Source organism: Bacteroides sp. RCH18 (assembly GCF_058231005.1).
The window spans coordinates 1,186,339-1,209,596 of the sequence record NZ_JBIPTC010000001.1; the positions used below are offsets into that span (position 1 = coordinate 1,186,339).

Consider the following 23,258-nt stretch of genomic DNA (forward strand, 5'->3'; position numbering starts at 1 on the left):
ACTTATCAATTCGTTTTTACTCTTTTCTCGAAATATTTTCTCAATGCATTTGCCAGCAGATTAACCAGAAGGATAATCACAATCAGTACCAAAGCCGTACCATAAGCCAACGGCAACTGCGCTTCCATATCCGTTCCGCTGGTCGAAATCACATACAGGTGATACGGCAGCGCCATACACTGGTCTAGAATGCTCGTCGGCAACTGTGGCAGGAAGTAAGTGGCACAGGTAAACAGAATCGGCGCCGTCTCGCCTGAAACACGTCCCAAAGCAAGGATTAATCCCGTAATGATATTCGGCATCCCCATCGGAAGAATCACATGCCAGATCGTCTGCAATCTGGTAGCTCCCAATGCCCGGCTTCCTTCACGCATACTGTCGGGAATCGCTTTCAACGCCTCCTCCGTAGTACGAATAACCAAAGGTACGCAAAGTAAGCCTAACGTCAAAGAACCCGCCAGAATACTGTCACCGAAGCCCATATAATTGACAAACAGCGCCATACCGAACAGACCGAAAACGATAGAAGGAATACCGCTCAGATTGTTCGTCATCACTCGTATAAAACGTACCAGCTTCCCTTTCGGAGCATATTCATTCATATAGATTCCACTCATCACTCCCACCGGGAAAGCGAAAAGCGCACTGCCAACCATCAGATAGAAAGTACCGACAATAGCCGGCCAGATACCTCCGCCGGTCATCCCGTCCGTAGGTGCCGAAGTAATGAACTCCCAACTGATAGCGCCCGCTCCCTTATATATAATGAAACCGAGAATCGCAAACAAAATCAACACTATGCAGAGACTCAACAACCGGAAGATTCCGAAAGCCAGCCTCTGAGAACGGTGTTTCGCTTTATTATTACTTCGTATTTCCATATCACTTGCTACGTTTTATTCCTTTAGAAGAGATATACTCCACGCTAAAGTTGATGATTAATGTTATAAAGAACAGTACGACACCCAACAGGAACAATGCTTCGTAGTGTGGTCCGCCTGCCGGAGCTTCTCCCAGTTCCGCCGCAATCGTTGCCGGAATCGTGCGGAGCGGTTCGAGAATCGTTGTCGGTATCACTGCGGCATTACCCGTTACCATCAATACTGCCATCGTCTCTCCGATAGCACGTCCGATGCCCAGCACCACGCCGGAAGTGATTCCGGAGATCGAATAGGGAATCACGACCTTATATATAGTCTGCCACTGCGAAGCTCCCAGCGCCAGACTTGCTTCCCGCATCGAACGGGGGCAATTGCGCATGGCATCTTCGGTAACCGTTATGATAGTAGGCAGCGCCATGATAGCCAGGATGATACTTCCTGCCAAACCGCTCTCCCCTACCGGCAGATCAAAAAATTTCTGAATCAGCGGAACAATGACGATCAGGCCGAAAAAGCCATAAACCACCGAAGGAATACCACTCAGTAGCTCAATAATCGGTTTCAGCCAGTTACGCACCTTCGGATTGGCGACCTCAGACATATAGATAGATACCGAAAGCCCGAACGGAAGCGCAAAAAGTATAGCGAACAGACTCACCCACAAAGTACCCGCTATCAACGGCAGAAACCCGAATAAGGCGGCAGGAGTAGCTGTAGGGAACCATTCGGCACCCGCAAAGACATCTTTTACCGAAATGGTATTATCCTTGATAAAATGCACCGCATCGGGCTGTACTATAAATTTCTGCGGAACAAAAGCCACGATACCGGGCGTCTTTTCCACCAACTGCGTGATTCTTTCACCGGCATACTCGTAAGCCGGACCCAGTTCTTCCTCCGTATAATACTCCGTGATATCTTCCAAACGAAAAACCCGGATAGGGAGATCCTCCCCACCGAGTTCTTTCCAGTTCGTTATCTCCTCGTCGAAAACGTCCTTTATCTGAGCAGGGCTCAGCGTATTTACCTTATTGCCTTTGTTCAGAGCCAACACGTACCCTTCTTCAATCACCTTGCTATTGAACAGCCCGAAAGCCTCCGTAAACAGGAAAAGCACGATCAGCAGGATTGTAATACTTGTTACGAAACCGCTACAAGTCAGAATTCCTTCTATTATTTTCTCAAAAATATTCTTCATACCTATTGGTTTTCTGATGCAAAGAAAGCAACTCCTTATTAAGGAGGTGTGACTAACGTTTGAAGGAAGTATTTCAATGCTGTTACATTTGTGTTACAAACATTATTTCTCCCTTATCTGAAACAAAAATGTAATATGTGATTGTTTTATTTGCACCAACAATAAAAAGAATAATTATGAAAGTGAGAAGAAATTTATTAATCGCCCTTTCCCTTCTGTCTCTCAGCGCCAACGCACAGCGCATCAAAGGCAGCGACACCGTATTGCCTGTTGCCCAACAAACAGCAGAGCGATTTATGAATCAGCATCCGGATGCGCGGGTCACTGTCACCGGAGGAGGCACCGGGGTCGGCATCTCTGCACTGATGGATAATACGACGGATATTGCCATGGCTTCCCGTCCGATCAAATTCAGCGAAAAGATGAAAACCAAAGAAGCGGGACAAGAGGTGGACGAAGTAATCGTAGCCTACGACGCCCTTGCCGTAGTGGTGCACCCTTCCAATCCGGTGAAACAGCTCACCCGCCAGCAGCTGGAAGACATCTTCCGCGGAAAGATCACCAACTGGAAGCAAGTAGGTGGAGACGACCGCAAAATAGTTGTCTACTCCCGCGAAACCTCTTCGGGAACTTACGAATTCTTCAAGGAAAACGTGCTGAAAAACAAGAACTATATGGCAGGCAGCCTTTCCATGCCCGCCACGGGTGCTATCATCCAGTCCGTCAGCCAGACGAAAGGAGCCATCGGATACGTCGGGCTGGCATACGTATCTCCCCGCACCAAAACGCTTTCCGTTTCGTATGACGGAAGCCACTACACCGCGCCCACAGTAGAGAACGCAACGAACAAGACTTATCCTATTGTGCGCCCCCTTTATTACTATTATAATGTGAAGAACAAAGAGCAGGTAGCTCCTCTGATCAACTTCATTCTTTCGCCCGAAGGACAGGAGATTATAAAAAAGAGTGGTTATATTCCAGTAAAATAAAAAAAATGTCCTACTTTTGTAGCCTATAAATAGAGTTAACATTTTAACGTTATGACAGATATTAAAAACGAAGACACAGGCGATAAGAAAAGCCTGAACTTTATTGAACAGGCAGTAGAGAAGGATTTGAAGGAAGGTAAAAATGGTGGAAAAGTGCAGACCCGCTTCCCGCCCGAGCCGAACGGATACCTTCACATCGGTCATGCCAAAGCTATTTGCCTTGATTTCGGCATCGCTGCCAGACATGGCGGTGTATGTAACCTTCGTTTCGACGACACAAACCCGACCAAAGAGGACGTGGAATACGTAGAAGCCATCAAAGAAGATATTCAATGGCTTGGCTACCAATGGGGAAACGAATACTACGCTTCCGACTATTTTCAGCAATTATGGGACTTCGCCATCCGCCTCATCGAGGAAGGAAAAGCATATATCGACGAGCAAACTGCCGAACAGATTGCCCAGCAAAAAGGTACTCCCACGCAAGCAGGTGTGAACAGCCCGTACCGTGACCGCCCAATCGAAGAAAGCCTGGAACTCTTCAAGAAGATGAACAGCGGTGAGATAGAAGAAGGCGCTATGGTGCTCCGTGCCAAAATCGACATGGCCAATCCTAATATGCACTTCCGCGACCCGATCATCTATCGTGTCGTGAAGCATCCGCACCACCGCACAGGTACTACCTGGAAGGCTTATCCGATGTACGACTTCGCCCACGGACAGAGTGACTTCTTCGAAGGAGTAACCCACTCTCTGTGTACGCTCGAATTTGTGGTACACCGTCCGCTCTATGATCTCTTCATCGACTGGCTGAAAGAAGGTAAGGATCTGAACGACAACCGTCCCCGTCAGACTGAGTTCAACAAGCTGAACCTGAGCTACACGCTGATGAGCAAACGCAACCTGCTGACGCTAGTAAAAGAAGGATTGGTGAACGGATGGGACGATCCCCGTATGCCGACCATCTGCGGCTTCCGCCGTCGTGGTTATTCTCCGGAATCTATTCATAAATTTATCGATAAAATTGGTTATACGACTTACGATGCCCTGAACGATATCGCATTGCTGGAAAGCTCCGTACGTGACGATCTGAACAGCCGTGCTACCCGCGTATCTGCTGTCATCAACCCGGTGAAACTCATCATCACCAACTATCCGGAAGGACAAGTGGAGGAACTGGAAGCTATCAACAATCCGGAAGATCCGGAAGCAGGAAGCCACATGATCGAGTTCAGCCGTGAATTATGGATGGAACGCGAAGACTTTATGGAAGACGCGCCCAAGAAATATTTCCGCATGACTCCGGGACAGGAAGTACGCCTCAAAAACGCTTACATCGTAAAATGTACCGGATGCAAGAAGGATGAGAACGACATAATCACAGAAGTATATTGTGAATATGACGCGAACACCCGCAGCGGTATGCCGGATGCCAACCGCAAGGTGAAAGGTACGCTCCACTGGGTAAGCTGTAACCACTGCCTGCAAGCAGAAGTACGCCTCTACGACCGCCTGTGGAAAGTAGAAAACCCACGCGACGAACTGGCTGCCATCCGTGAAGCCAAGAACTGCGAAGCTCTGGAAGCAATGAAGGAAATCATCAATCCGGATTCTTTGAAAGTTCTGCCGAATTGCTATATCGAGAAGTTTGCGGCAACCTTGCCTGTGCTCTCATACCTGCAATTCCAACGCATCGGTTATTTCAATATCGACAAAGACTCGACTCCGGAGAAACTTGTATTCAACCGCACGGTAGGATTAAAGGATACCTGGGGCAAAATCAATAAATAAAATTCAGCCTTCACAGGCTACTTAAACATAAAAAGACAGTGCCAAAAGCCGAATAAGGAATAAATCTATGATATTATTCAGGCACGGATTACACGGATTGCACGGATTTAAAGAGTTCACGTAACTTACAAGCCGCGTCAATCTGTGTAATCCGTGCCTAAACATCTTTTTAGCGCTGCTTTATTCAAATCAAAATAAATCAGAATGGGGAGAAAAAATTCACCGTCCGCAAATAAAGAACTAAACGAGTTAATCGCTCAATATGAAACGGCAAAAGCAGAAAACCGACAACTCTATCTGGACGGAGACCAACTAGCCGACATTGCTGACCGATATGCTGCCGAACGGAAATTCGACGAAGCGCAAGAGGTCATAACTTACGGCCTCCACCTGCATCCCGACAGCACAGATCTACTGGTAGAGCAGGCCTATCTTTATCTTGATACCGGTAAAATACCTCTGGCGAAAAAAGTTGCAGAAAGCATCACAGATGATTATATTACTGATGTAAAAATGCTGAAAGCGGAACTTCTGCTGAACGAAGGACAACTGGAAGCAGCCCGAAGCACATTAGATACCATAGAAGATACGGATGAACTGGAAACAATTATTAACATCATCTATCTCTATATGGATATGGGATACCCCGAAGCCGCCAAGGAATGGTTGGATAAAGGTACCCCCCGATTCGGTAAAAAAGAAGATTTCATAGCTGTCATGGCAGACTATCTCGCAGGCACCAATGAACTCGAAGCCGCATCGACCTATTACAATCAACTGATTGATATGGATCCCTACAATGCCAGTTACTGGGTGGGACTTGCCAAATGCCGCTTTGCAGCTGAAGACAGTGAAAAAGCAATCGAAGCCTGTGACTTTGCACTGGCTGCCGACGAGACGTTTGGAGAAGCCTACGCTTACCGCGGACATTGCTATTTCTATCTGAACAATTCGGATGCCGCCATTGAGAATTATACAAAGGCGATAGAATACAAAGCCTTTCCTCCCGAAATGGGTTACATGTTTTTGGGGATGGCATATTCCAACAAAGGAGCATGGCAAGAAGCAGACGATTGCTACCAACGTGTCATCGACCGTTTTGTAGCAGACGGAGCCGGCAACTCTCCTCTATTGATAGATACTTATACCAACAAAGCTGTAGCCGCCTCCCAACTAGGCAAGCATGAGGAAGCGCATCTGTTATGTAAAAAAGCCAAAAAGATCCAGCCGGATGATCCCGGTATCCATCTGACAGAAGGTAAACTCTACATGAAGGAAGGTCAGAAAAAAAAGGCAGTCAAGGCTTTTGACAAAGCACTGGTGATGGAACCGAGTGCAGAAATGTGGTATTTGGTAGCTTCGGCCTATTCGGACGCAGAGTACTTATATCAAGCCAAACTCTGTTTTGAAGAGTCATACCGGATTGATCCCAACTATGCAGACGTCACAGAGAAACTGAGTATTCTCAGTCTGATGCATAACGAGATAGACGACTTCTTCAAGTACAACAGTGAAAGTGCCCATCCGATCAGCGAGGACATCATTCTGGATCTGCTATCCAGGCCTAACCAGACGGAGGAAGGCGAACAAATGCTCAAAGAAGTCTGGAAGCGCATGAAGAAAGAGAAAGGAAATAAATAATCATATTAATAAACTTTAGCCCAAAAACACATGGAATCAGTAGCTTTTATCCAGTGGTGTCTCGAACATCTGAATTATTGGACAATCACTTTATTAATGACTATAGAAAGCTCCTTCATCCCTTTCCCATCGGAAGTGATCATCCCACCGGCAGCATACAAAGCAGCTGTCAATGACGAGCTTAATATTTACTTGGTAGTCTTATTTGCCACCATCGGTGCAGATATCGGTGCATTAATCAACTATTATCTGGCCAAATGGCTGGGACGTCCCATCATTTATAAATTTGCCAACAGCCGTATCGGTCATATGTGTCTGATCGACGAAGCCAAAGTACAACATGCCGAATCTTATTTCGACAAGCATGGCGCACTTTCCACCTTCATCGGCCGATTGATTCCGGCAGTTCGCCAGCTGATTTCCATACCGGCAGGACTTGCCCGCATGAAAATGCACACCTTCCTGTTGTATACCACTATCGGAGCCGGATTATGGAATACAATCCTCGCCGTAATCGGGTATTACCTCTCGACAGTGCCCGGCATCGAAAGCGAAGAACAACTGATTGCCAAAGTAACAGAATACAGCCACGAAATCGGCTATTGCTTCATCGCAATCGGAATATTCATCGTGGGCTTCCTGGTTTATAAAGGAATGAAGAGAAATAAATAATAAGTAATAGGTAATAAGTATTAGGTATTAACCGAAGTTGCTGTGTTATTAGCTTATCCGCACGGTTTAATACTTAATACTTATTACCTAATACCTATTACTTATTACTTAAAAATTAAACTGCACTCCTACCCCCAGCACTTCTTTGAATTGCAGGCGTGATCCTTTGCTGCCGTCTTTCTGAACTATTTTGATATCATCGTCATAGACCATATTGGTGGTCAGCGTAGTGGAGAACCATTTGTTGATTGCCATATTAATCTGCACTTCCCAGTTCACATCAATATTCTGAGGTTTATGCAAGTAGTCAGAATACAAGTCCAGACGGGAATATACAGTCATGTTCTTTAAGAATTCATATTTCACCTCTCCTTTCAGATTAGCACCGAAGCTTGACAAAAGATGTTTGCCGGGATCGACGCCAAATGCGCCTTCATCAGACAAACGGTCATTCAGCACAAAGGTGCCGCGCCAGGAGGCAGGAGACAATACAACCGTGAAAATCTTTCCCGGATCATACGTGAATCCCAAACCGGTAGTCAGATATGCCGGAGACATAAATTCGGAGATAGCGACATCCTTATTGACTGAATAATCGTATCCGGGCGAGAATTGTGTCTGGAAAGTGGTAAATGCACTTGCATACCAGTTTTTGGCGATAGAATACCCATAGTTGGTATTCATATATATTTTATCATTGGCCTTTCTCATGCCGTCCTCCCCTGTCTTATTCAAGCCATAAGCCAGTTCAAGACGGTTGTTCCATATATGCTTTCCTTTTTTATAGTTAGCCTGATAAGTACCTTGTAAGTCAAAAGCGACAGAATTGTCACCTCCGGCAGACCAGTTGGTCAAACTAACCTGCGTCAGTTTGAGTCCGGCAAAACCTTCCGTTGTCCAGGGAGAAGTTTGTGTACTATCGGCCGTTTGAGCCGACAAGTGTGCAGCGCCCATACCTAACAGGGCGATGAAGAAAAATCGAATTTTGTCCATGTGGTTAAGGTTTAATGTAAAGTAATAGGTAATAGATATTAAGTAATAAGTAATACTCCGCATAATTAATGCCAATAATGAAATAAGCGACTTCGGCTAATACTTATTACTTAATACCTAATACTTATTCCCTATTACCTATTCTTTAACTGCCGCCAATGCCTTCTCATAGTCAGGTTCCTGAGTAATCTCCGGAACAAGTTCCGTATATGCTACCTTGCCGTCTTTGCCGATTACGACTACTGCACGTGCCAGTAAGCCTGCCAACGGTCCGTCTGCCATACGCAATCCGTAGCTCTCGTCAAAATCAGAGAAACGGAAATCTGACAATGGAATTACGTTTTCAATGCCTTCCGTCGTACAGAAACGTGCGTGGGCAAAAGGAAGGTCTTTGGAGATAGCCAGTACTACCGTATCTTTCAAACCTGCTCCCATTTTATTAAATTTGCGTACCGATGTTGCACAGACACTGGTATCCAGACTTGGAAAAATATTTAGAATCACATTTTTGCCGTTCAGGTCTTTCAGGGAGAAAGAAGACAAATCTGTTTTTACTAACTCAAAGTCAGGAGCGACTTTACCTACTTGTATAAATTCACCGATCAGTTTCACCGGTTGTCCTTTGAAATTTGTTGTTGCCATATTGCATTTACATTTTAAAATTACTTTATAATAAAAACAACTTATCCCCGGAATATGTTCACACGAAAACCTTTTCTAAAATCAATTTGTTATTCCTCCACAAATTCACAGAGTATTCATTTAAAATTAAAGAACGTATGGAAACTGTTTTCAATGAGATCAAACATTCAGTAAAAAACTGGTGGACCTCTCTCCTGTTAGGAATCGTGTATATTATTGTCGCCCTTTGGCTTATGTTCTCACCTCTCAGCAGCTATGTGGCACTTAGCATCGTTTTCAGCATATCGATGCTGATAAGCGGTATCCTCGAAATTATATTCTCCCTCAGCAACCGCAAGGGAGTACCGAGTTGGGGCTGGTATCTGGTAGGAGGAATTATCGACCTTATTTTAGGTATTTACCTGATTGCCTATCCGATGGTCAGCATGGAAGTGATTCCGTTTATCATCGCCTTCTGGCTCATGTTCCGGGGCTTCTCCTCTACCGGCTATTCCATCGACCTCAAACGTTACGGTACCCGTGACTGGGGCTGGTATATGGCCTTCGGTATCCTCGCCATCATCTGTGCTCTCATCATATTGTGGCAACCGGCAGTAGGTGCATTGTACGTGGTCTACATGATTTCCTTTACTTTCTTCATCATCGGACTTTTCCGCGTCATGCTTTCGTTCGAATTGAAGAATCTGCATAAAAGAAAATAAAAATCTTTCGGCAGTTACTTCGTATTTTGTTTATCTTTGTAGGCAATTTACACGAATCAATAAACTAAAAAAGAAGAAAAATTATGGCAATGCATACTTGGTTTGAGTGCAAAATCCGTTACGAGAAAACAATGGAAAACGGAATGCAGAAGAAAGTGACGGAACCTTATCTGGTAGATGCACTCAGCTTTACAGAAGCAGAAGCACGTATTATCGAGGAGATGACTCCATTTATAACAGGAGAATTTACAGTATCGGACATTAAACGTGCCAACTATAGCGAACTTTTCCCCAGCGACGAGGAAAGTGCCGACCGCTGGTTTAAGTGCAAACTTATCTTTATCACCCTTGACGAAAAAAGCGGTGCAGAGAAAAAGACTTCTACCCAAGTGCTAGTTCAGGCTGCCGACTTGCGCGACGCAGTGAAGAAGCTGGATGAAGGCATGAAAGGAACGATGGCCGATTACCAGATCGGTATGGTATCCGAAACCCCGCTGATGGATGTATATCCTTACAGCGCCGGACCGAATGACAAACCGGAGTTTGATCCGTCAAAAGCATAAGTAACCATGAGTATTGCTGACAATCTTAAGCAAGTGCTGGCCGAACTCCCACAAGGAGTCCGGCTGGTTGCTGTCTCAAAATTCCATCCCAATGAAGCGATAGAAGAGGCTTATCAGGCGGGACAGCGTATTTTCGGAGAAAGCAAAGTGCAGGAAATGACAGCTAAATACGAAACGTTGCCGAAAGACATCGAATGGCATTTTATCGGGCACTTGCAGACAAACAAGATCAAATACATGATTCCCTATGTAGCGATGATACATGGAATCGATACGTACAAACTGCTGACGGAAGTCAACAAGCAAGCTGCCAAAGCGGGACGTATCGTGAACTGTCTGTTACAGATTCACGTTGCACAGGAAGAGACCAAATTCGGTTTCAGCCCCGAAGAATGCAAGGATATGCTACATGCCGGCGAATGGAAAGAACTGTCTCACGTACGCATCTGCGGATTGATGGGAATGGCAAGCAACACCGATGATGTTGAACAAATTAACCGGGAATTTTGTTTACTGAATAGGCTCTTTCAGGAAATAAAAGCAAACTGGTTTGCTGAAACCTTTACTTTCCGCGAATTGTCGATGGGTATGTCACATGACTATCACGAAGCGATTGCCGCAGGAAGCACTCTGGTACGGGTAGGAAGCAAGATATTCGGAGAAAGAAACTATTAATCAGTAGCCAACTACTTTAAAAAGATATAATTATGACCGATTTAAAAACTACTTTCGCAGGGCTTTCTCTCAGAAACCCAATCATTATCAGTAGCTCGGGACTGACCAACAGTGCCGGCAAAAATAAGAGACTGGCAGAAGCAGGTGCAGGTGCCATCGTACTGAAATCTCTGTTTGAGGAGCAAATCATGCTGGAAGCGGATCAACTGAAAGATCCCGCTTTTTATCCGGAAGCAAGCGATTATCTGGAAGAATATATCCGTGAACATAAATTAGCTGAATATCTCACCTTAATCAAGGAAAGCAAAAAAGAGTGTAACATCCCCATCATAGCCAGCATCAACTGCTATTCGGATGCGGAATGGATAGACTTTGCCAAACAGATACAGGAAGCCGGTGCCGATGCACTGGAAATCAATATTCTGGCATTGCAATCGGATGTACAATATACGTACGGTTCATTTGAGCAGCGTCATATCGACATCCTGCGTCATATCAAACGGACGGTAAGCATTCCGGTGATTATGAAACTGGGGGACAATCTGACAAATCCCGTAGCTCTGATCGATCAGCTGTACGCTAACGGAGCAGCTGCGGTGGTTCTTTTCAACCGTTTCTACCAGCCGGATATCAATATTGAGAATATGGAACAAATATCCGGTGCAGTATTCAGCACTTCCGCCGATCTTGCCACTCCTCTCCGCTGGATTGGAATCGCATCCTCAGTGGTAGACAAAATCGATTATGCAGCCTCCGGCGGTGTTGCCAGTCCGGAAGCAGTAGTAAAAGCAATCCTTGCCGGAGCTACTGCCGTAGAAGTTTGCAGCGCTGTCTATCAGAACACGAACGCATTCATCGGAGAATCCACCCGCTTCTTATCTGCATGGATGGAACGGAAAGGTTTCGAAAGCATCGCTCAGTTCAAAGGAAAACTGAATATTAAAGACGTTCAAGGCATCAATACGTTCGAACGTACACAATTCCTAAAATATTTCGGTAAGAAAGAAAATTAAGAATGAAGAACTAGAAACAAAGAATAAAAAAGAAGAATGAAGAATCCACCGGCGCATTTATACTACCGGTAATTCTTCATTCTTCTTTTTTTTAGTTCTTTATTATTTATAACAGATTACTGGCCAACTCACTCAACTGACTGCGTTCACCTTTCACCAGATTGACATGTGCAAAGATATTCTGGTCTTTCATACGGTCGATCATATATACAAGACCATTGGACTGACTATCCAGATACGGCTGGTCAATCTGCTGGATATCTCCCGTAAACACCATCTTCGTACCTTCGCCTGCACGGGTAATAATCGTTTTTATTTCATTCGGGGTCAGGTTCTGCGCTTCGTCAATGATACAGTACATTTCACTCAAACTACGTCCGCGGATAAATGCCAGCGCTTCAATCACCAGTTGTTCGCTCTTCTGCATATCTTCGATACGTTTCACTTCGGTCGAGTTAGCGGCAAACTGACGTTTGATCACATTCAGATTGTCAAACAGCGGTTGCATATATGGAGCAACTTTTTCCTGTGCGTCTCCCGGAAGGAAACCGATATCCTTGTTGGACAACGCCACCACCGGACGTGCCAACAATACTTGCTTATAATCAGTCAACTTGCCTAAAGCTGCCGCTAAAGCCAGCAATGTCTTACCCGTTCCTGCTTTTCCTGTCAATGCCACCAGTTTGACATTCGGATCGTTCAGTATCTCGAAAGCAAAACTCTGTTCGGCATTGCGAGGTTCAATGCCATAGTTGCGTCCCTTCGTGACGCGGCAGATGGAATGGGTAAAAGGATTATAGCGTGCCAGTACACTGTTCCGGTCACTCTTCAGAACAAAGCATTCGTTAGGATGAATGACGTCTTTAAAGTCAAATTCACTCAGGTCGATGCCTTCTTTGGAGGAATAGATGCGGTCGATTAATGCCGGATCCACGTTTTCAAAGATCTCATTGGATTTCTCGAATATATCGACATTGGATACTTTATCTGTGATATAGTCTTCGCTGGTAATACCGATGGAACGTGCCTTCATACGCAAGTTCACATCCTTGGTCACTAAGATAGCCGGAGTCTTCGGATATTTGCCCGCCAGATATTCAACGGCTGCCAATATCAGATGATCGGGTTTCTTCACCGGAAAAGATTCATGAACTTTGGGAGCATCCACATTGCCGGGGACAATGAACAGGCGTCCCAATCCTTCTCCCAGACTCACTCCTTTAGAGAAAAGTTCGTCACTTGTCAGCAAATCCAGTTCCCGGACAAACTCACGGGCATTGAAATTAATCTGCTCGTTTCCTTTCTTGAACTTGTCCAGTTCTTCCAGTACGACAAGGGGGAGATAAATATCATTTTCCTGAAAATTCTTCAAACAATTATAGTCGTGAAGAATAACATTTGTGTCAATTACAAAATTTTTCTTAGTTCCCATGATTTCTTAGATTTTAATGTTGATATTTGCAGTCTCATTCATCAATCCTCCGTTTACAGTTGGAATGATGGTTCTAAAGATAAACAATTTTGCGAGCAATAAAGATTGCCCGGAGTTAAATATTATAAAACATGGATTATCAGAACACTTTAAAGTACTTATATGAAAGTGCACCGATGTTTCAGCAAATAGGTGGTAAAGCATATAAGCCAGGTTTAGAGACAACACACAAATTGGACGAACATTTAGGTCATCCGCATCAAGAATTCAGAACGATACATATCGCCGGGACAAATGGAAAAGGTTCCTGTTCGCATACGATCGCTGCCGTGCTACAAGCCGCGGGCTATAAAGTCGGGTTATTCACTTCCCCGCATCTGATTGATTTCCGCGAGCGTATCCGTATCAACGGTGAAATGATTCCCGAAGAGTATGTGGTCAACTTTGTAGAAGACCACCGTTCCTTTTTCGAACCTCTGCACCCTTCTTTCTTCGAACTTACCACGGCAATGGCATTCCGCTATTTTGCCGATCAGAAGGTAGATGTGGCAGTGATCGAGGTAGGCATGGGCGGACGTCTGGATTGTACCAATATCATTACCCCCGATCTGTGTGTTATTACCAATATCGGTTTCGACCATATGCAATATCTGGGCCACACACTGAATAAAATAGCCAAAGAAAAGGCCGGAATTATCAAAGAAGATGTTCCGGTAGTAGTGGGAAAAGTATCTGGAGCGGTGAAAAGAGTATTTACGATGAAAGCCAAGGCAATGAATACCTTCATCACCTTCTCGGAAGAATTAAAGAGTTTCACCCATGTGCAATATTTGTCATATGATAACTTGAAGGAGTCCAGAGCCGATTTGCAGGAATTATTGGAGGAGGAAATAAAGCTTCAGCAGATACAGACGCTTCCAATGAAAATGATGCAATTTGTCTCTCTTATCAACCCGGCTGACGCCATACGTGCGATAGACAGAATCATGGATAAAAGAAAAGACGCAATATCCATTCATAATTCCAGTTTTATGACGGGATTATACTACGAACTGAGCGGTCTCTATCAAACAGAAAATTGTCTCACAATCCTGGCAGCACTGGATATTTTAAAGAACCTGGGATATGAAATCTGTAATAAAGATTACCATACCGGATTCTCTAATGTATGCGAGATGACCGGTCTGATGGGACGCTGGCAGAAACTCCAAAGCTATCCTGACCTCATCTGTGACACAGGCCACAACGTTGATGGCTTTAAAAGTATTCGCAAGCAATTGAAGTATATACACGAAAAGTTGCATCAGGAATTGCATATTGTATTCGGCATGGTCAGCGACAAGGATATCAGCAGTGTTCTGGAACTGTTGCCGAAAGACGCCACCTACTATTTCACCAAAGCGAGCGTGAAACGTGCAATGCCGGAAGATGAGCTGATGAAAATGGCTTTGGAAGCGGGACTGAAAGGCACCTCCTACCCTACCGTAGTGGATGCCGTGCGGGCAGCAAAAGAAAACTGCCCCCCTAAAGACTTCATCTTCGTGGGAGGCAGCAGTTTTATTGTCGCCGATTTGTTAGCGAACCGCGATACACTCAATCTCCACTAACGCATCCTTCGGCAAAGCCTTTACGGCCACAGCCGAACGTGCCGGAAAAGCTCCGTCAAAATACGTAGCATATATGCCGTTCATTCCGGCAAAGAAAGACATATCCTGAAGGAATACAGTCGTTTTTACAATGTTTCCCATTGTCAACCCTGTTTCTTCCAGGATGTGTTTTATATTCTCCAACGACTGGCGTGCCTGTTCTTCAATTCCTTCCGCCATCTTTCCGGTAGCCGCATCGATAGGCAACTGACCCGATACGAATACCATTCCATTGGCTTCTATCGCCTGACTATAAGGACCGATAGCTCCCGGTGCTTTTTCACTGCAAATTACTTTTTTCATATTTATCTTCTTTTTTCTGTTTACCAATCCTCAAAGGTAGTAAAAAAATGCCTCTCGCAAAACGAATTTTGCAAGAGGCAACCATATTTCTGCTTATTAAAGACTATTCGGCTTTTTCTGTTTTTTCTTCTTCGGCAGATGCTTCAGCAGGAGTTTCTCTCGACACATTCACTGTTACATTTACAGAAGTTGGCTGCGGCTGATATGGCATACGGTTCTTCGGATCTTCACCATACTGATTAGGACCTACCGTACCATCGGCAAACAACATGTAGAGACTGAATACCCACCCGATGATAGGAACACAACAAATGAGTATCAACCAACCGGACTTGTTCAAGTCATGCAACCGCTTCACGCCCTGCGCCAAAGAGAACCATATAGAAGCTATTCCCGCTACGATACCAATCAAGATACCAAACAAGGAACCACCTGCGGAACCGGCAGCCGCACCAAGAAACAAAGTAGCTAAACCGAGAGAATAGGCAACACCAAAAACGATACCACCGATAATACCAGACAGGAAATATTCGATTCTACGAATACGACCGTCAAAAGAAAAAGGAGCTTTGAACATAATTTTATTAAGTTTATGTGAATAAATAGTTGATTGTAATCTTGATATGCTAGCAAAGATATAAAATAAATTAAATAAAGAAAGCTTTTATGTCAAAAAATCACCTCTTCTATCAAGAATAGAAAGCAAAAAAGAAACCAGCTAGTTTTTTTGTAGCACATTTTCTTAAACCTATTAACTGTTGATCAATGAAATCTCCTCGCTTGCGAAGCCTGCCACAAAAATATTCCCCCAAAAGCATATTACGCGATATTACAACCTATTTTGAGGATTCCGTTTTCCCTATCCGAGAAATAAATAGCATGTTATAATCTGGTTTACAAAAAGTTGCATGCACTCATCCGCATTCGACACTTCGCTTTATCCTTCTCTCTCAAAAAGACAAAAGGACAAAAAGGCACATGATAGTTTTGAAGATGGCAATGAGGAAAAAGAAGCGGATCAGCAAGGTAAAAAACAGAAAGCAAAGGCCATGTTTTCCTAAAATCATGTACAAATATCTGCCTGATTTCCTGTTGTTATGAGCATAACCAGTTATTATTGTCCTTAATGCTATCTCCCACACTTTATCCTTTAAATAATCCGTATAATATCCAACACTTTATTGGTAAACTACCGGAAGTGTTCATCAACAAAGCAACAATCTAGCTCGCGTAAAATACAATTTCGGCAATCACATAAAAACAGTCAATAAAAAGCAGTCAATAAATTAAAAATCAGCAAAGTAGTTTAAAGAACGCATCATAAGAATTTATAAAAGAGGCCATATGTCCTTTTTGTCATTATGTCACTTTGAAAGCTTACAAAAATCATTGGGAAGTTTGAAGAAATCTTCTTAATGATTGGATTCAAACATTGAGAAGATTCAATACAATCTTCTCAATGTTTTTTCTTTTTATCGGTGCGTTCGTTCAAGAATACGCTCCCAATCGTCGTTTATTTCAATTCTAAGAACTGAATTGCAGGTAATTGGAGTAATATCCTAAAACACATTCTGCCAATCTTTTAACCTTGGATGCTTACTGTCTTTCTCTGAGAGAACCACTTTTTCAGCAGGAATACGCCAATCAATATTCAAATCCGGATCATTCCATGCTATTGCTCCTTCACTTTGAGGAGAATAGAAGTTATCACATTTATATTGGAAAATCACTTCTTCACTTAAAACACTAAATCCATGAGCAAATCCACGAGGTATAAAAAACTGACGATGATTTTCACCTGTTAATTCTACAGATACATATTGCCCAAATGTAAGAGAGCCTTTTCTTATATCAACAGCAACATCTAACACAGCTCCTTTTATAACTCGCACTAATTTACTTTGAGCAAAAGGAGGTTTCTGGAAATGTAGGCCTCTCAATACTCCATAGCTAGACTTACTTTCATTATCTTGAACAAAAGTCGTTTTACAAACCTTTTCCTCAAATTCTCTTTGAGAAAAAGATTCAAAGAAATAACCACGATCGTCTTTAAAAATACGGGGTTCGATAATAACGACTCCTTCTATATTAGTCTTTATAATTTCCATTATTTCTATTCATTTTCGAATTTCTATTTAACAAAATCTTTCGCATCTTCCTATATAAGATAAATTAAAATCAGACAAGAGTTATAAATTTATCGTTTTTTTAATTTTATCCTACTCCACCACAAATTAAGTCCAATCCAAACTATAACATCCCCTAATAGCATAAGTGTGTTGTCAACATAAGGCATTAGCAGTATATTCACCCCACTAAATACACACGATATTAAAAGTATCAAAAGCATAGCCTTACGTACAGTAAAACCCATAGCTAGAAATTGATGATGAATATGGTTCTTATCAGGTTCAAATGGGCTTTTACCATGATAGATACGAACAATAACAACACGAACAACATCAAAAGCAGGTACGATAAGTGTACTGAATGCTATTACAAAAGCTCCTTGAGTAACAGGAACAAATGCTGTATTCTGACTGTATTTAATAGCTAGAAAACTCAGTATATACCCTAATGTTAAGCTTCCTGTATCGCCCATAAATATTTTACGTGCATGCTCAGCACTACCAAAAACATTATAATAAAAAAAAGGAACAAGAACTCCAAAGGTACTAAAAGCGAGCATGCTATATATCCATAATCCTTTCTCCATAAATAAAAATCCAAAAACTAAAAGTGATGCACTACTCAGACCTGAAGCAAGACCATCAATCCCATCAATTAGATTGATAGCATTAGTTATAAAAACGACCGTTATTATAGTAAAAGGAATCCCAAACCATGCTGGAATCATATTAACGCCAAATAGACCGTAGAAATCATTAACCCATAGTCCAACTACCGGAAATAAGCTAGCACAAATAATCTGAATGACAAATTTTTGACGATAACGCACTCCTACTAAGTCATCTGCAATACCTGTGAGATACAAAAGAACCATCCCACAAACTAACACTAAAAATTCTGGTAAAATGTAAGAAGCTGTAAGAACAGATATGCCATACCCTGTTAAAGTTCGAAGAGCAAGAACTGCACTACATGAAAGTAGTATAGTTGGAAAAAAAGAAACACCTCCTAATCGAGGAATAGCCCGCTTATGTACTTTACGTTCATCAGGAATATCAAACAGTTTTTTTCTAAATGATATTAATAATATACGTGGAATAATAAGTCTAGCAATATAAGCTGAAATAGTAAAGGCAATTAGGATAAATATAATATTCATGATTATATGATATATAAAATAATAATCGTTATTTCCCCAGTTTGTTTAATACTCGTTTATTTATAGTTTTTCTTTCAATATCCCATAACCACCCCCATTTGTTGAAATATTTAAACATCGAACACATATGATATCTCAATAATTTTCGGTTTTTATATGATCCTTTAGCATATGCATGATATACTGAAACTTTGGGATAATACATAGTCTGTGCTATTTTTCCAATTCGACGACATAAATCCAAATCCTCTGCATACATAAAATAACGTTCGTCAAAACCGTCAACTTGTTTCAATATAGACATTCGTGCAAACATAAAGCATCCTGAAAGGGAAGGTACTTGCATTTCCTGATTATAATCTGCGAAACGGAGCTCATAACGTATATCTCTTTTTTCCCGGTATTTTTTCCAAAGTCCAAAACGCCTCAATAATAAATCAAATGGAGTAGGTAGTAATTTACACAAATATTGTAACTCTCCATTTGGATAAAGAATTTTTGGCATCACTAAACCTATTTCCTTATTAACATTCATATATGCAACTAATTGTTCAAGTACTCCTTCCCCAAAATAAATATCTGGATTTACTATAACATGATAAATTGCACCTACTTCCATTGCTTCTCGAATTGCTATGTTATGCCCAGCACCATATCCACAATTCATACTGTGAATATAACGAACACGATCTGAAACCCCCTCCAACTCACGCAAACAATCATTTGATGAATTATCTATAATAAAAAGCTTATCTACTGGTCCAGCTAAAACACAGTCTATCACTTTATGTATTTCACTCGTACGATGATGATAAGATACTATTGAAGCAGTAAGCATTATTGAGTAAATTTATTTAGTAATATTTTTCTATTAATTCTATTTGTTTTATCACTTTTGGGAAAAACAATCTTCCCTATAATCAGTTCAATACCATAATGTAAATAATGATAATCGAAATAATGTTTTAGTTAGAAAGAAGTGAAATCATGAACATTTTATTATACGCGTTCCCATGAACAAGTCTGAAAATTATATTGTTTAACAACTCTTGCAGGATTTCCTACAGCAATAGAATAAGGAGGTATTGATTTAGTCACACACGATAAAGCCCCAACAACAGAATGTTTACCAATTGTCACCCCTGGTAATATACAAACAGACTCACCAATCCAAACATTATCTTCAATTCGCACTGGATCAAAAAACAACGTTTGTTTCTCTGGAGATACAGATAAGTCAAACATTTCTCCTTCTCTAAAATTACCATGATTAATATCTGATATAAATACTCTGCTAGCAATCAAAACATGATTACCTATTTCCACCAGTTGACCAGCTGCTATATGAACATTATCATTAATCTGTACCTCTTCTCCTAATTTCAAACAAATCCGCCCTTTATCACAATGTTCGTTACACACCTCTAGTCGACAATTTCTTCCTGATGTAAAATGTTTCCCTAAAGAAATATGCTTTCGATTACGAATATCAAAAGGGAAACGTATGAGACGTGATCCTCTATAAAACAAACGCGTCCGTAAAAGACATATCAACATATATATTTTTTGACTAACACCATATTGTTTAACCATACAGATATATTATAACTTTTCTATTACTTTAATTCAAATAATCTATGCTGTCCCCAAACATAAACCCTCAATAAAGAAAATATATTATATCTCACTAGATATAAAAAAAAACGTTTGCGCATAGGCAATGTTTTCATATATGGATTATGATACCATAAAGGATACTTTTCAATAAATCCAATAAGTTTTTCTTTTATTATACGACCAGACAGTTTGGCTTCTATTGATTTAAAAACACCTGCATATAATAACATACAAATACCACGAAACTCTATTTCATCCCTATACTCATCGTCTATAAAATTTTCAAGAAATCGAAACCCATCTAACATCGGAATAAACATATCTCTATTAATTGAAGTAGAAAGTGAATTAGGTCTATAAAAATAATTATATATTTTTTGGGGTATATAAGACACCTTGTTAGACCTTGCAATCCACACAGGAATAACTGCTGCGTCCTCTCCATGGTAAATGTTAGGTATCAGAAACTGTTGTACTAAATTCCTTTTAACGACCAAACAACACAAAGAAGTAAAAGCCAATGCAACATAACTATTCTTATTGCAATTTTCTAACATTTTATTAACTTCCAATCCATTTCTAACACCACTTTCAAAACATCGAAAAAAATCACAAAACACAATTTCTGCTTTTGTTTTGCATATTTCCTTAAACATTAATTCCAAATAATTCAATTCATACCAATCGTCGCTGTCCATAAAAGCTAAATACTCTCCTTTCGCAACTTTAATACCATTATTACGTGATTCTCCTGGACCAATATTTTTCACATTCTGAATAATATGTATACTAAGTACACTTTGCTTTTGGTATTCTACTAACTGATAATAAGTATCATCAGTCGAACAATCATCAACAAAAATTACTTCAAAATTCGTTAATGTCTGTTTTTCTAAAGAGTGAAGGGCACGCTCCATATATCGCCAAGAATTATAACAAGGGATAACAATTGAAAAGATGGGAGATTTCATATATTTATTTTCTATCTGATGATGACGACAAATTAAAATAGCTAAAAGATAAAAGTAAGGAAGCTGCAAAGGCAAATTTATTTGTACCAATAGTACAACCTTTAAAATCCATAACAAGTAAATAGACAAATATCAAAACATAATAAAAACGAGTATCCTTATCCATCTTCCAAAAGGGTAATAAAATCAATTGATAGAACAATAGACACAAATATCCTCCAATACCCATAAAAAGTGTATGTCGTAGAATTCCTGGATCAACATGCATATAGTATGCTCCATTTTCATAAGAATATCTGCCAGAACCAATTAGAAACTCTACATAATTAAAATCACGATTCCACATTTCCATTAGATGATTAGTTGACGCAGTTTCTATTTGTCCTGATTTACTTTTAGAATAAAGAAATTCAAAAGCATAAGGAAATACTTGTTCTTCTAGAAAAGCATAAAAGTCTGGCAATATAAAACTCAGCATAAATATTGTAGCAAACAATATAATAAGTAACTGAAAAGCAAATTTGATTTTCCGAGAAGTTTTCACTTTTTTAGAAACTATAAAAGCAAATAACCCGATTGCTACTCCAACAAAGCCTGTTCTTCCCGCAAAAAAAATACCCACAAATATTAACAATCCTATAAATACATTTGTTAATGATATTTTTTGACTCAAAAACTCTTTTACATAAATAATAAATCCAATCCCATATACAAGAGATAAATGATATGTCGTAGCTGCCGATAGTGCTTTTCCACGAATCATACTACCAGCCCCTACCACATCATCTGGTTGAAATTTATTAAAATATAGAATTAGCTCGCTTAAGGTGGGGTTTGAAACTACAATACATTGAATAAAGGTTTGAACTACAAAAATCCAAGTAAATACAGAAAGCACCTGCCTATCTGTATACTCTTTATATTTTAAATATGCAAACACCGGAATTGCTGCCAATAAATGAACAACCTGTATTCCTACTACACGAAAAAAAGAAAAATCAAAAGTCAAGAAGAATAATGGATAGACAATACTTAATAATGTTATACCCCACCACCCCAAAAATATATTTTTTATATAGCAGTCTTTAAAAACCGCACTCACATTATGATAATAAACCTTATTAATTATAGCATAGCCATATAACGGGAAAGCTATTAATAAAGAAACTGAAATTCCAGCAATGTAAAAAGCAAAAACATAGCAGAATAACAAAATAAACAAAAGTATATACTTCACAAGATCATCTTTTTATTGATCGTAAAACTTTGCCTAATTGTGCCATAATATTAAAAAGAAACAACATATTCAATGCAGCAAATTGTAAACCCAGTTTCCAATAAACAGATATATGAGTAGATTGCCAAATATGAATATTTGCTTCCGAATAAAGTTTATTCCATTTTTTTTGTTGTTCACCCTTGCTCCCTAGAAGTAAATTAAGTTTAACAGTAAGTTTCATAAAACATAAACTGTCAGCATAGTAATAATACACTTGTTGCTTTTCAAGAAACATTTCAACAGAAGCTAATGCTTCTATCAAATTATTCAATGAAAATTGACTCATACAAGTTATATAAGAGCCTGTATTATAATGAATATAATGATACAACGGTTCTGAAACATAAGCTATCTTATTAGCATGGAAACATAAAGGAATAATTGTACACACATCTTCCCACATATTAACTCCTTCTGGAAAAATGATCTTAGTACGTTCATAGAGAGTCCTAACAATCAACTTATTCCAAGTACTACAATGCAAATTACCTCTCATCATTTCTAATACACATTCTTGAGGTTTTTGTGAGAATAGCTGTTTTCGTATTATAGAATAATTGATATAATCATCGTAATAATCACAAGCTACAATATCTGCACATGTTACAAGAGCTTTTTTCAATAACTTTTCATACATGTCTCTTTCTATCCAATCATCACTATCACAATATATAATATATTGTCCAGACACATACTTTAGTCCTGTATTTCTCGTTGCTGCAATACCCTTATTTTGTTTATGCTCTATTATCTTCACTTTTTCTTTACGAACAGGATATTCTTCTAATACACGTTGCAAAATAATCATGCTTTTATCTGGAGTACAATCATTTACAAAAATAAACTCTATATTCTCAAGCGTTTGCTCCATCAAAGAACGTACACAACGTTCAATATACAACTCAACATTATAAATAGGAATAATTACACTTATCCCTATAGCATTTATCTCTGACATTGTA

Annotated in this window: 23 protein-coding genes; 9 read left to right on the forward strand and 14 right to left on the reverse strand. The window is 40.5% G+C overall.

Going from position 1 to position 23,258, the window contains the following annotated elements:
• Window positions 1-5: 5 nt before the first annotated feature.
• Together pstA and pstC are read right to left on the reverse strand one after the other, a co-directional pair.
• Window positions 6-881 carry a phosphate ABC transporter permease PstA gene (gene pstA / locus ACHLI0_RS04685; RefSeq protein ID WP_490748559.1) on the reverse strand — a complete coding sequence of 292 codons (876 nt, stop codon included), beginning with the start codon at window positions 879-881 and terminating at the stop codon, window positions 6-8.
• Between the two features lies 1 nt (window position 882).
• Window positions 883-2,079 carry a phosphate ABC transporter permease subunit PstC gene (pstC, locus tag ACHLI0_RS04690; RefSeq protein ID WP_490748560.1) on the reverse strand — a complete coding sequence of 399 codons (1,197 nt, stop codon included), beginning with the start codon at window positions 2,077-2,079 and terminating at the stop codon, window positions 883-885.
• A gap of 176 nt (window positions 2,080-2,255) precedes the next feature.
• Here pstC and ACHLI0_RS04695 point away from each other — a divergent pair, with 176 nt between their 5' ends.
• The 4 genes from ACHLI0_RS04695 to ACHLI0_RS04710 all read left to right on the forward strand — a co-directional run bounded on the left by ACHLI0_RS04695 (window position 2,256) and on the right by ACHLI0_RS04710 (window position 7,172).
• A complete protein-coding gene (locus ACHLI0_RS04695) occupies window positions 2,256-3,068 on the forward strand; it encodes a PstS family phosphate ABC transporter substrate-binding protein (RefSeq protein WP_490748561.1) in 813 nt (270 codons plus the stop codon).
• Window positions 3,069-3,119: 51 nt separating this feature from the next.
• Entirely contained in the window at window positions 3,120-4,859 is a 1,740-nt protein-coding gene (locus ACHLI0_RS04700) for a glutamine--tRNA ligase/YqeY domain fusion protein (protein ID WP_490748562.1), read from the forward strand.
• 204 nt (window positions 4,860-5,063) lie between these two features.
• Window positions 5,064-6,500, forward strand: a complete 1,437-nt coding sequence (locus ACHLI0_RS04705; protein WP_008764957.1) for a tetratricopeptide repeat protein — start codon at window positions 5,064-5,066, stop codon at window positions 6,498-6,500.
• A gap of 30 nt (window positions 6,501-6,530) precedes the next feature.
• The gene (locus ACHLI0_RS04710) at window positions 6,531-7,172 is read left to right on the forward strand and encodes a DedA family protein (protein WP_008764956.1); all 642 of its coding nucleotides are present in this window, start codon (window positions 6,531-6,533) and stop codon (window positions 7,170-7,172) included.
• 108 nt (window positions 7,173-7,280) lie between these two features.
• On the opposite strand, the gene ACHLI0_RS04715 is transcribed toward ACHLI0_RS04710, so the two are convergent.
• Both ACHLI0_RS04715 and tpx read right to left on the reverse strand, forming a co-directional pair.
• On the reverse strand, window positions 7,281-8,165 hold the full coding sequence (locus ACHLI0_RS04715) for a DUF3078 domain-containing protein (protein ID WP_008762443.1): 885 nt from the start codon (window positions 8,163-8,165) through the stop codon (window positions 7,281-7,283).
• A 138-nt stretch (window positions 8,166-8,303) separates the two neighbouring features.
• On the reverse strand, window positions 8,304-8,807 hold the full coding sequence (gene tpx / locus ACHLI0_RS04720; RefSeq protein ID WP_008762442.1) for a thiol peroxidase: 504 nt from the start codon (window positions 8,805-8,807) through the stop codon (window positions 8,304-8,306).
• Between the two features lie 137 nt (window positions 8,808-8,944).
• On the opposite strand from tpx, the gene ACHLI0_RS04725 reads away from it, so the two are divergent.
• The 4 genes from ACHLI0_RS04725 (at window position 8,945) to ACHLI0_RS04740 (ending at window position 11,759) form a co-directional block, all read left to right on the forward strand.
• Window positions 8,945-9,508: an HdeD family acid-resistance protein gene (locus tag ACHLI0_RS04725; protein ID WP_055222015.1), complete on the forward strand. Its 564-nt coding sequence runs from the start codon at window positions 8,945-8,947 to the stop codon at window positions 9,506-9,508.
• Between the two features lie 83 nt (window positions 9,509-9,591).
• On the forward strand, window positions 9,592-10,071 hold the full coding sequence (locus tag ACHLI0_RS04730) for a DUF4494 domain-containing protein (RefSeq protein ID WP_008762440.1): 480 nt from the start codon (window positions 9,592-9,594) through the stop codon (window positions 10,069-10,071).
• 6 nt (window positions 10,072-10,077) lie between these two features.
• Window positions 10,078-10,746: a YggS family pyridoxal phosphate-dependent enzyme gene (locus tag ACHLI0_RS04735; protein WP_022470897.1), complete on the forward strand. Its 669-nt coding sequence runs from the start codon at window positions 10,078-10,080 to the stop codon at window positions 10,744-10,746.
• A 32-nt stretch (window positions 10,747-10,778) separates the two neighbouring features.
• The gene (locus ACHLI0_RS04740; RefSeq protein ID WP_048694137.1) at window positions 10,779-11,759 is read left to right on the forward strand and encodes a dihydroorotate dehydrogenase-like protein; all 981 of its coding nucleotides are present in this window, start codon (window positions 10,779-10,781) and stop codon (window positions 11,757-11,759) included.
• Window positions 11,760-11,865: 106 nt separating this feature from the next.
• Here the strand turns inward: ACHLI0_RS04740 and ACHLI0_RS04745 are convergent, their stop codons facing one another.
• A complete protein-coding gene (locus tag ACHLI0_RS04745; RefSeq protein WP_008764954.1) occupies window positions 11,866-13,191 on the reverse strand; it encodes a PhoH family protein in 1,326 nt (441 codons plus the stop codon).
• A 131-nt stretch (window positions 13,192-13,322) separates the two neighbouring features.
• Here ACHLI0_RS04745 and ACHLI0_RS04750 point away from each other — a divergent pair, with 131 nt between their 5' ends.
• The gene (locus tag ACHLI0_RS04750; RefSeq protein WP_195577657.1) at window positions 13,323-14,798 is read left to right on the forward strand and encodes a bifunctional folylpolyglutamate synthase/dihydrofolate synthase; all 1,476 of its coding nucleotides are present in this window, start codon (window positions 13,323-13,325) and stop codon (window positions 14,796-14,798) included.
• Here the strand turns inward: ACHLI0_RS04750 and ACHLI0_RS04755 are convergent.
• From ACHLI0_RS04755 to ACHLI0_RS04795, 9 genes are all read right to left on the reverse strand, one after another.
• A complete protein-coding gene (locus ACHLI0_RS04755; protein WP_048694130.1) occupies window positions 14,766-15,140 on the reverse strand; it encodes a RidA family protein in 375 nt (124 codons plus the stop codon). The genes ACHLI0_RS04750 and ACHLI0_RS04755 overlap by 33 nt on opposite strands.
• Window positions 15,141-15,243: 103 nt before the next feature.
• Entirely contained in the window at window positions 15,244-15,717 is a 474-nt protein-coding gene (locus ACHLI0_RS04760) for a DUF805 domain-containing protein (RefSeq protein ID WP_008762435.1), read from the reverse strand.
• Window positions 15,718-16,699: 982 nt separating this feature from the next.
• The gene (rfbC, locus tag ACHLI0_RS04765) at window positions 16,700-17,248 is read right to left on the reverse strand and encodes a dTDP-4-dehydrorhamnose 3,5-epimerase (RefSeq protein ID WP_113748380.1); all 549 of its coding nucleotides are present in this window, start codon (window positions 17,246-17,248) and stop codon (window positions 16,700-16,702) included.
• An 89-nt stretch (window positions 17,249-17,337) separates the two neighbouring features.
• Complete coding sequence (locus tag ACHLI0_RS04770; RefSeq protein ID WP_373252523.1) at window positions 17,338-18,429, reverse strand: MraY family glycosyltransferase; 1,092 nt, start codon at window positions 18,427-18,429, stop codon at window positions 17,338-17,340.
• A 28-nt stretch (window positions 18,430-18,457) separates the two neighbouring features.
• The gene (locus ACHLI0_RS04775) at window positions 18,458-19,267 is read right to left on the reverse strand and encodes a glycosyltransferase (protein ID WP_117978585.1); all 810 of its coding nucleotides are present in this window, start codon (window positions 19,265-19,267) and stop codon (window positions 18,458-18,460) included.
• Window positions 19,268-19,428: 161 nt separating this feature from the next.
• Window positions 19,429-20,022 carry an LbetaH domain-containing protein gene (locus ACHLI0_RS04780; RefSeq protein ID WP_117978586.1) on the reverse strand — a complete coding sequence of 198 codons (594 nt, stop codon included), beginning with the start codon at window positions 20,020-20,022 and terminating at the stop codon, window positions 19,429-19,431.
• Between the two features lie 23 nt (window positions 20,023-20,045).
• The gene (locus ACHLI0_RS04785) at window positions 20,046-21,017 is read right to left on the reverse strand and encodes a glycosyltransferase family 2 protein (RefSeq protein ID WP_490748563.1); all 972 of its coding nucleotides are present in this window, start codon (window positions 21,015-21,017) and stop codon (window positions 20,046-20,048) included.
• Between the two features lie 4 nt (window positions 21,018-21,021).
• A complete protein-coding gene (locus tag ACHLI0_RS04790; protein WP_490748564.1) occupies window positions 21,022-22,254 on the reverse strand; it encodes a hypothetical protein in 1,233 nt (410 codons plus the stop codon).
• A gap of 4 nt (window positions 22,255-22,258) precedes the next feature.
• On the reverse strand, window positions 22,259-23,254 hold the full coding sequence (locus tag ACHLI0_RS04795; RefSeq protein ID WP_113748375.1) for a glycosyltransferase family 2 protein: 996 nt from the start codon (window positions 23,252-23,254) through the stop codon (window positions 22,259-22,261).
• Window positions 23,255-23,258 lie beyond the last annotated feature (4 nt).

Coding starts and splice junctions, on each gene's coding strand:
- pstA (WP_490748559.1), bottom strand. CDS start 881: ATGGAAATACGAAGTAATAATAAAGCGAAACACCGTTCTCAGAGGCTG.
- pstC (WP_490748560.1), bottom strand. CDS start 2,079: ATGAAGAATATTTTTGAGAAAATAATAGAAGGAATTCTGACTTGTAGC.
- ACHLI0_RS04695 (WP_490748561.1), top strand. CDS start 2,256: ATGAAAGTGAGAAGAAATTTATTAATCGCCCTTTCCCTTCTGTCTCTC.
- ACHLI0_RS04700 (WP_490748562.1), top strand. CDS start 3,120: ATGACAGATATTAAAAACGAAGACACAGGCGATAAGAAAAGCCTGAAC.
- ACHLI0_RS04705 (WP_008764957.1), top strand. CDS start 5,064: ATGGGGAGAAAAAATTCACCGTCCGCAAATAAAGAACTAAACGAGTTA.
- ACHLI0_RS04710 (WP_008764956.1), top strand. CDS start 6,531: ATGGAATCAGTAGCTTTTATCCAGTGGTGTCTCGAACATCTGAATTAT.
- ACHLI0_RS04715 (WP_008762443.1), bottom strand. CDS start 8,165: ATGGACAAAATTCGATTTTTCTTCATCGCCCTGTTAGGTATGGGCGCT.
- tpx (WP_008762442.1), bottom strand. CDS start 8,807: ATGGCAACAACAAATTTCAAAGGACAACCGGTGAAACTGATCGGTGAA.
- ACHLI0_RS04725 (WP_055222015.1), top strand. CDS start 8,945: ATGGAAACTGTTTTCAATGAGATCAAACATTCAGTAAAAAACTGGTGG.
- ACHLI0_RS04730 (WP_008762440.1), top strand. CDS start 9,592: ATGGCAATGCATACTTGGTTTGAGTGCAAAATCCGTTACGAGAAAACA.
- ACHLI0_RS04735 (WP_022470897.1), top strand. CDS start 10,078: ATGAGTATTGCTGACAATCTTAAGCAAGTGCTGGCCGAACTCCCACAA.
- ACHLI0_RS04740 (WP_048694137.1), top strand. CDS start 10,779: ATGACCGATTTAAAAACTACTTTCGCAGGGCTTTCTCTCAGAAACCCA.
- ACHLI0_RS04745 (WP_008764954.1), bottom strand. CDS start 13,191: ATGGGAACTAAGAAAAATTTTGTAATTGACACAAATGTTATTCTTCAC.
- ACHLI0_RS04750 (WP_195577657.1), top strand. CDS start 13,323: ATGGATTATCAGAACACTTTAAAGTACTTATATGAAAGTGCACCGATG.
- ACHLI0_RS04755 (WP_048694130.1), bottom strand. CDS start 15,140: ATGAAAAAAGTAATTTGCAGTGAAAAAGCACCGGGAGCTATCGGTCCT.
- ACHLI0_RS04760 (WP_008762435.1), bottom strand. CDS start 15,717: ATGTTCAAAGCTCCTTTTTCTTTTGACGGTCGTATTCGTAGAATCGAA.
- rfbC (WP_113748380.1), bottom strand. CDS start 17,248: ATGGAAATTATAAAGACTAATATAGAAGGAGTCGTTATTATCGAACCC.
- ACHLI0_RS04770 (WP_373252523.1), bottom strand. CDS start 18,429: ATGAATATTATATTTATCCTAATTGCCTTTACTATTTCAGCTTATATT.
- ACHLI0_RS04775 (WP_117978585.1), bottom strand. CDS start 19,267: ATGCTTACTGCTTCAATAGTATCTTATCATCATCGTACGAGTGAAATA.
- ACHLI0_RS04780 (WP_117978586.1), bottom strand. CDS start 20,022: ATGGTTAAACAATATGGTGTTAGTCAAAAAATATATATGTTGATATGT.
- ACHLI0_RS04785 (WP_490748563.1), bottom strand. CDS start 21,017: ATGAAATCTCCCATCTTTTCAATTGTTATCCCTTGTTATAATTCTTGG.
- ACHLI0_RS04795 (WP_113748375.1), bottom strand. CDS start 23,254: ATGTCAGAGATAAATGCTATAGGGATAAGTGTAATTATTCCTATTTAT.